This window comes from Allobosea massiliensis, from assembly GCF_042655245.1.
Classification (GTDB): Bacteria; Pseudomonadota; Alphaproteobacteria; order Rhizobiales; family Beijerinckiaceae; genus Allobosea; species Allobosea massiliensis.
This window is the reverse complement of the sequence record NZ_JBHSLU010000060.1, coordinates 63434-70618: the sequence shown is the minus strand read 5'-3', so window position 1 is coordinate 70618 and position 7185 is coordinate 63434. Positions and strand designations below refer to the sequence as shown.

Annotated in this window: 8 protein-coding genes; 2 read left to right on the top strand and 6 right to left on the bottom strand. The window is 70.2% G+C overall.

Annotation, left to right across the window (positions count from 1 at the left end):
* Positions 1-278: 278 nt before the first annotated feature.
* Complete coding sequence (locus ACFPN9_RS17555) at positions 279-803, bottom strand: DUF2244 domain-containing protein (protein ID WP_067992954.1); 525 nt, start codon at positions 801-803, stop codon at positions 279-281.
* Positions 804-823: 20 nt separating this feature from the next.
* On the opposite strand from ACFPN9_RS17555, the gene nth reads away from it, so the two are divergent.
* On the top strand, positions 824-1537 hold the full coding sequence (nth, locus tag ACFPN9_RS17550; protein WP_067992951.1) for an endonuclease III: 714 nt from the start codon (positions 824-826) through the stop codon (positions 1535-1537).
* A gap of 9 nt (positions 1538-1546) precedes the next feature.
* On the opposite strand, the gene ACFPN9_RS17545 is transcribed toward nth, so the two are convergent.
* Positions 1547-2188 (bottom strand): hypothetical protein, encoded by a 642-nt coding sequence (locus tag ACFPN9_RS17545; protein WP_156450962.1) that lies wholly within the window; start codon positions 2186-2188, stop codon positions 1547-1549.
* Between the two features lie 224 nt (positions 2189-2412).
* Between ACFPN9_RS17545 and ACFPN9_RS17540 the strand changes: the two genes are divergently transcribed.
* Entirely contained in the window at positions 2413-3270 is an 858-nt protein-coding gene (locus ACFPN9_RS17540) for an SDR family NAD(P)-dependent oxidoreductase (protein WP_082733063.1), read from the top strand.
* Here ACFPN9_RS17540 and ACFPN9_RS17535 read toward each other — a convergent pair.
* Genes ACFPN9_RS17535 through ACFPN9_RS17520 form a run of 4 tightly spaced genes read right to left on the bottom strand, consistent with a single transcriptional unit; the run spans position 3264 to position 7111 of the window.
* Positions 3264-4208, bottom strand: coding sequence for a 2-hydroxyacid dehydrogenase (locus ACFPN9_RS17535; protein ID WP_377817332.1), 945 nt, complete (start codon positions 4206-4208; stop codon positions 3264-3266). The genes ACFPN9_RS17540 and ACFPN9_RS17535 overlap by 7 nt on opposite strands.
* Entirely contained in the window at positions 4205-5533 is a 1329-nt protein-coding gene (gene deoA, locus ACFPN9_RS17530; protein ID WP_067992945.1) for a thymidine phosphorylase, read from the bottom strand. The genes ACFPN9_RS17535 and deoA overlap by 4 nt, the downstream gene beginning before the upstream one ends.
* 1 nt (position 5534) lies before the next feature.
* A complete protein-coding gene (gene deoC / locus ACFPN9_RS17525; protein WP_377817327.1) occupies positions 5535-6299 on the bottom strand; it encodes a deoxyribose-phosphate aldolase in 765 nt (254 codons plus the stop codon).
* Complete coding sequence (locus ACFPN9_RS17520; RefSeq protein WP_377817325.1) at positions 6299-7111, bottom strand: purine-nucleoside phosphorylase; 813 nt, start codon at positions 7109-7111, stop codon at positions 6299-6301. Before ACFPN9_RS17520 ends, deoC begins: the two co-directional genes overlap by 1 nt.
* Between the last annotated feature and the right edge of the window lie 74 nt (positions 7112-7185).

Sequence of the window (7185 nt, the reverse complement as noted above, 5' to 3'; positions counted from 1 at the left end):
CCCATCGTCAGCCTGCCAGCCGTGGCCGCCTGACCAGCCCGACCAAAGCCGGCACGCGGTGGCTCTGCGAAGCTACACCACCAGCAGGGACACGACCCGGCGAGGTGATTGGACCTCACTCTGGCCGGTTTTTTCGACTTCGGGTGGCCGCTCGTGAGGACCGCCTTTTCCTGATCCTAACCGACGTCAATTATTCCGTGGGCGCAGCCTTTCGTCGTTGTCCAACGATGTTCGGATAAGGCGGTCAACACGGAAGAAGCGATACAGGAAAGGCTCGTTCAGCCACCTCGCCGCGCCGTCGCCAGGGCCCGGCCTAGCGCATCCGCAAAGCTTTCGCGTTCCCCCGGCGAAAGGGCGGACGCAACGGCGACGCGCCGGCCCCGCGAGACGAGGTCGAGCCCGAGCAATCCGTAATCCTCGTCGGTCTGGCGCTCCAGCTTCGTCCAGGCCGGGTTGGAGCGCCAAATGGCTTCCTGACCGTGATGCGAGACCTTCCGCAGCCGCACCTCGATCGGGGTCACGACGATGCGCTCGAAGGCGCGCGCATGCCGGAAGTTGACCTGGAATGCGATGAAGAGCGCGACGACATCCAGCCCCATGAAGCCCGCCACCGGCCAGGCGCCCAGCACCATGAAGGGAATCGAGGAGGCGATGGCGGCCAGGCACACCAGCGTCATCACGATGCGGAAGGCGTTGCGGTCGAGCGAGCGGTGCGGCGTGATCGTGGCGTCGAAGACCGGCCGCTCGGCCCGCGCCGAGGCGTCCTCATCCGCTGCGGTGGCATGGCGCTTGCCGAGGTCCATGGCACGACTATAACGCCCGCATGACGCAGGAGAACAGGGCCAAGCCTGGGCCAAAGCGCCGCGCTGCCGCCGCGCCGCGGATCACGAAACCGCGCGCGCGCAGCGCCGCCGGCGTGCGCGAGATCTTCGCGCGTTTCGAGGCCGCCAACCCCGAGCCCAAGGGCGAGCTCGACTACGTCAATCCCTTCACCCTGCTGGTCGCGGTCGTGCTCTCGGCGCAGGCGACCGATGTCGGCGTGAACAAGGCGACGCGGCGGCTGTTCGAGATCGCCGATACGCCGCAGAAGATGCTGGCACTCGGCGAGGATGTCGTGCGCGACCATGTCCGCACCATCGGCCTGTTCCGCACCAAGGCGAAGAACGTCATCGCGCTCTGCGAGAAGCTGATCGCGGAGTTCGGCGGCGAGGTGCCGATGACGCGCGAGGCGTTGGAGAGCCTGCCGGGCGTCGGCCGCAAGACGGCCAATGTCGTGCTCAACATCGCTTTCGGCCAGATCACCCACGCCGTCGACACCCATGTCTTCCGCGTCGCCAACCGGTTGCGGATCGCGCCCGGAAAAAACGTGCTGCAGGTCGAGATGGGGTTGGAGAAGGCGGTGCCGGCCGCCTATGGCCGCCACGCACATCACTGGCTGATCCTGCACGGCCGCTACACCTGCAAGGCGCTGCGGCCCGAATGCGGGCGCTGCATCCAGTTCGATCTCTGCGACTCGGCCGACAAGCGCATCGGCTGATCGGCCGCCTCACTGGCTGGTCGTGGTGCAGTTGCCGTTGACGCAGGTGGTCGTCACCGTCTTGCAGACGCCGTTGACGCATTCGCGGCGGGACTGGGTCGTCGTCCGGCCCTGCTGCTGGGTCGACTGCGTCGGGATCGTCAGCGACGGCGCCGGGCGCATCGGCGTCGGCTGGATCCGGGCCGGCTGAAAGGTCGTGTTGGGGATCTGCACCGTCGGCGTCATCGGCGCGGGGCGGGGCGGGTTGGCGCGGCCGCTGATCGCGGCCGCCATCGCCGCATCGGCCTGGCGACGGTCCGCCCGGTAGCGGGCCTCGGCCTGGAGGTCGGCATCGGGCACCGGCTGGCCGAGCCGCGCCAGCGCCTCGGCGGCCTGAAGGCTGCCCCAGCGCGCGCCCTGCGTGTAGTAGAAGAGGTAGAGGTTCTCCTCCTTCGCGAAGCCGGCGATGCCGAGTTCGTGGCAGCGCCCCGTGGCGAACAGGTTCGAGCCGGAGTTCGCGGCCAACGACTTGGCGGCGGCGCACCATTCCGGCGAATAGGCCGGTGCCGAGGACAGCGTCAGCTGCGGCGTCGCCTGGCAGGCCCCGAGCAGGGCGGCCCCGAGCAGGGCGGCAGGGAGGCGCAGAGCGCGAAGGCGGCTGAAGCTGATCATGGTCAAGAGCCCGCAGAATATGTCGTCCTGTTTCTACCGTCTCCCGGACGGGCGACAAGGTTCAAAACCTGCACCCATCTCCTGATCGCAAGGCGGGGGCGGCGGCTCGCCGGCACCCGCGGCACCCCTGCGCCGCGCCATGATCGTGCCCGCATCGGCTGACAGAACCCCTGCCAGGCGCGATGGCCTGCAGGGTCTGCGCGCGGCAGCGAAGGAAATCAGTCATGACGACGGCGATGGATGTTCTCGGCCCCGGCCATGTGGCGGTCGTCACCGGCGCCGCCTCCGGCATCGGCCTCGCGGCGGCGCGCGCCTTCGTGCGCCGTGGGATGAGCGTCGTGCTCGCCGATCGCGACGAGACCACGCTCGCCCTGGCAATGGCGGAATTCGCGAGCGCGGAAGCGCAGGTGCTCGCCCGGCCGCTCGACGTCGCCGACCGGGCCGCGCTGGAGACACTGCGCGACGAGGTGATGGGCCGCTTCGGCGCCGTGCATCTGCTGATGAACAATGCCGGCATCCAGCCGGGCAGCGCCCTGTTCTCGCCCGTCGAGGACTGGGAGCGCATCCTCGCCGTCAATCTCTGGGGCATCATTCACGGCACCCAGGTCTTCGTGCCGGCCATGCTGGAAAGCGGCCAGCCCGGCATCGTCGTCAACACCGGCTCCAAGCAGGGCATCACCACCCCGCCGGGAGACCCCGCCTACAATGTCTCCAAGGCGGCCGTGAAAGCCTTCACCGAGGCGCTCCAGCATGATCTGCGCGGTCGCGCCGGCTGCCGGATCAGCGCCCATCTGCTGATCCCCGGCTTCGTCTTCACGCGGTTGACGGCGAAGGGCCGGCTCGACCAGCCGGACGGCGCCTGGACGCCCGACCAGACAGTCGCCTTCATGCTCGAACGCCTTGAGGACGGCGATTTCTATATCCTCTGCCCGGACAACGACACGCCGCGCGTGCTCGACGAGAAGCGCATGGCCTGGGCGATGGGCGACATCATCGAGAACCGCCCGCCGCTGTCGCGCTGGCACCCCGACCACGCCGAGGCGTTCAAGAGCTTCCTGAAAAAGGCGCCCGCGGCTCAGTAGCCCCGCGCCGGGTCGACGACATGCTCCAGCGCTTCGCCGGCCTCGAGCCGGCGGATCTGCGCGGCGATCAGCGTCGCCACGGCCTCCGGCTCCGACATCGCCGCGTTGTGGGGCGTGACGGTGACGGCCGGATGCGACCAGAGCGGCGACTCCGGCGGTAGCGGCTCGGTCTCGAACACGTCGAGCGTCGCGCCCATGAGCGTGCCGGCCTCCAGCGCCGCCAGGATGTCGGCCTCGACCTGCAGCCCGCCGCGGCCGGCATTGATCAGGAACGGCCCGCCGAGGCGCCCGCCCTGCGCCAGCCCGGCGAGCAGCTTGGCGTCGATCAGCCCGCGGGTGTCGGGGGTCAGCGGCAGCAGGCTGACGAGGATGTCGGTACGCGCGAGGAAGTCGATCATGCCGTCGCTGCCGGCGAAGGTCGCGAGACCCTCGACCGCCTTGGGCGAGCGGCTCCAGCCGGCGACGTCGAAACCCATCACCTGGAGCTTGCGGGCGGCGTCCTGGCCGAGTTCGCCCAGCCCCATGATGCCGACGCGCACCGAGCGCGCCGCCGGCTGGTGGCGGTCGTCGTCCCACAGCTTCTCGCGCTGCTGCCGGTCGTAGCGCGGCTGCTGGCGCAGATAGCGCAGGCAGTGCAGCACGATGTATTCGCTCATCCGCGTCGTCAGGTCGGGATCGACGACGCGTGCGATCGGCACCTCCGGCAGGCGCGTATCGGCGAAGAGATGGTCGACGCCGGCGCCGAGCGAGAACACAGCAGCGAGGTTCGGCAGGCCCGACAGGCTGCCCTCCGGATGTTTCCAGCTCGCGACGTAATGCACCGAGCGCCGGTCGAAAGGCTCGCCCAGGATCACCACCGGCATGTCCGGCAGCAGCGCCGCGAAGCGCGCCCGCCAATCCTCGACATGCCATCCCGTCATCGCCAGCAGCAGGCTCATGCGTTCGTACTCTCCGTGATCCGTTCGGCGATCAGCGCGCCGCGACGCGGCGCACCGTCTCCCAGACGATAGGCCTCGCGCAAGCGCTTCTCGGCCATGGCATGGCCGGCCTCGTCGCGTGCATGAACGATGCCGAGCGGCCGGTCGGGGCCGACCGCCTCGCCGAGCCCTGCGAGATCGACGATGCCGACCGCAGGATCGATCGCGTCCTGCGGCCGGGTCCGCCCGCCGCCGAGTGCCACCACCGCCAGCCCGACGCCGCGCGTGTCGATCGCCTGCACGGTTGCAGTCGTCGTCGGAAAGACGGGCCGCACGATCGGCGCCCGGGCGAGATGGCGCTCCGGCTTCTCCAGCAGATCGGCCGGCCCGCCCAGCGCCGCGATCATCTTTGCGAACCTCTCAGCCGCCGCGCCGCTGGCGAAGGCCGCCTCGATCTTCGCTGTCGCGTCGCCGATGTCGGTAGCGAGCCGCCCGAGCAGCAGCATCTCGGCGCCGAGCGCGACGGTGACCGCGTGGAAGCGTGGCTCGCGCCGTTTCCCGGTCAGGTGGTCGAGCGCATAAGCGACTTCGAGCGCGTTGCCGGCCGCGCTCGCCAGCGGCTCGTCCATATCGGTCAGGAGCGCCGTCGTCGGCAGCCCCGCGCCATTGGCGACGCCGACCAGCGCATCGGCGAGCGCGCGCGCCTTGGCAGGATCGGGCAGGAAGGCGCCGGAGCCGAATTTCACGTCCATCGCCAGCCCATGCAGCCCGGCCGCGAGCTTCTTGGAGAGGATCGAGGCCGTGATCAGCGGGATCGCCTCGACCGTCGCGGTGACGTCGCGGATGGCGTAGAGCCGCTTGTCGGCGGGGGCGAGATCGGCCGTCTGGCCGATGATGGCGCAGCCTTGCTTGCGCACCACCTTGCGGAAGAGGTCGTTGTCGGGCTGCGTGACATAGCCGGGCACCGCGTCCAGCTTGTCGAGCGTGCCGCCGGTATGGCCGAGGCCCCGTCCCGAGATCATCGGGACATAGCCGCCGCAGGCGGCCACCGCCGCCGCCAGCGGCAGGCTGACCGTATCGCCGACGCCGCCGGTCGAGTGCTTGTCGAGCGCGGGGCCCGGCAGGTCGTCCCAGTTCAGCACCGTGCCGGAATCCCGCATGGCGAGCGTCAGCGCGACCCGTTCCTTCGCGCTCATGTCGCGGAAGAACACCGCCATGGCGAAGGCGGCGGCCTGACCTTCGCTGACGCCGCCGTCGCTAATGCCGGCGATGATCTGGCGGATATCGGCCTCGGGCAGCTCGGCGCCGTCGCGCTTGGCCGCGATGATTTCCTGCGTCAGCTTCATCTCAGTAGGACCCGCTCGCCTCGCCCGACGCCTCGCCCGCGATCGCGTCGACCAGCACCTGATGCAGCCCGCTCGCGCCGAAGCGGAAGGTGTCGGGCCTCGCCCAGTGAGGGCCCATGATCTCGTCGGCCAGGTCCAGATAGCTAGCGGCATCCGCGAGCGTCCGGATGCCGCCGGAGGGCTTCAGGCCCACCGGCCGGTCGCTCCCCGCGATCACCTCCAGCATCGTCCGGGCCGCCGGCAGGCTGGCCGAATGGGCGGTCTTTCCGGTCGATGTCTTGATGAAATCGGCCCCCGCCGCGATGGCGAGTTCGGAGGCGGCGCGGACCCGGTCGAGATCGGGATACTCGCCGGTTTCGAGGATGACCTTCAGCGTCCGGCCGTCGCAGCCGTCCTTCACGGCGCGGACCATGGCCTCGGCCCCCGCCACGTCACCGCCCAGGAAGGCGCGCCAGGGCAGGACGAGGTCGATCTCGTCGGCTCCCGCCGCGACCGCGCCCTGCGTCTCCGCCAGCACGTCCGCGCCCGTCGACTCGCCTTGCGGGAAGTTGACCACCGTCGCAATCCGGACCGGCGCCCGGCCCAGCATCGTGCGCGCCTGCGCCACGAAACGGGGCCAGATGCAGATCGCCGGGACCGGCCCCGGCGCCCCGACGGCGCGTGCGCACAGCGCCGCCAGCCCCGCCTCGTCGGCATTGTCGGAGAGATCGGTGAGGTCGAGCAGGGCCAAGGCCCGCCGGGCGGTCGCGATGCTTGGTTCCGGCATCAAAGGCTCCTCAGGAAGGCGCGCAGCAGGCGGGCGAGGTCGGCCGCCGCCCGGCCGGCCACATCCTTGGTTTCGTCGTGATGGGGCGCCCCGCCATGAAGGCCCGCGCCCATATTCGTGACGATCGACAGCCCCGCGACGCGCAAGCCCTGCCGCCGCGCAAGGATGACCTCCGGCACGGTCGACATGCCCACGAGATCGGCGCCCATCACCTGCGCCATCCGGATCTCGGCTGGGGTTTCGAAGCTCGGGCCCGAAAACCACATATAGACGCCCTCGCCCAGCGACAGCCCTTCGGCCGTCGCGGCGCGCATCAGTCCCGCCCGAAGCGCCGGGTCATAGGCGTCGACCATCGGCACGAAGCGCCCGTCGCCGGAATCGCCGACGAGCGGGTTTGGCCCGTTCAGATTGATGTGGTCGGTGATGACAGCCAGGCTACCCGGCGGCATCTGCGGCTTCAGCGAGCCGGCGGCATTGGTCAGGATCAGCGGCGGCGCCCCGAGCTCGCCGAGCATGCCGAGCGGCACCCGCATCACCCCCGGGTCGCCTCCCTCGTAGTAATGCGCCCGGCCCTGATAGATCAGCACCGTCCTGCCTTCGAGCCGGCCGATGCAGAGCTGCCGCGCATGGCCGGAGACGCCGCCCGCCGGAAAGCCGGGGATCGCGGCATAGGGAATGCGGATCGCATCCTCGAGCTGGTCGGCGAGCCCGCCGAGCCCGGTGCCGAGCACGATGGCGCAGTCGATCGGGCCGGTCGCGCCATGGGCGCGGACGGCTTGGGCGGCTTCCGTGAAGGCGGTGTCGGTGCTCATTCCGTTACAATCCCGTTCGGCCCTCATCCTGAGGAGCCGCGTAGCGGCGTCTCGAAGGATGGTCCAGTGCGCTC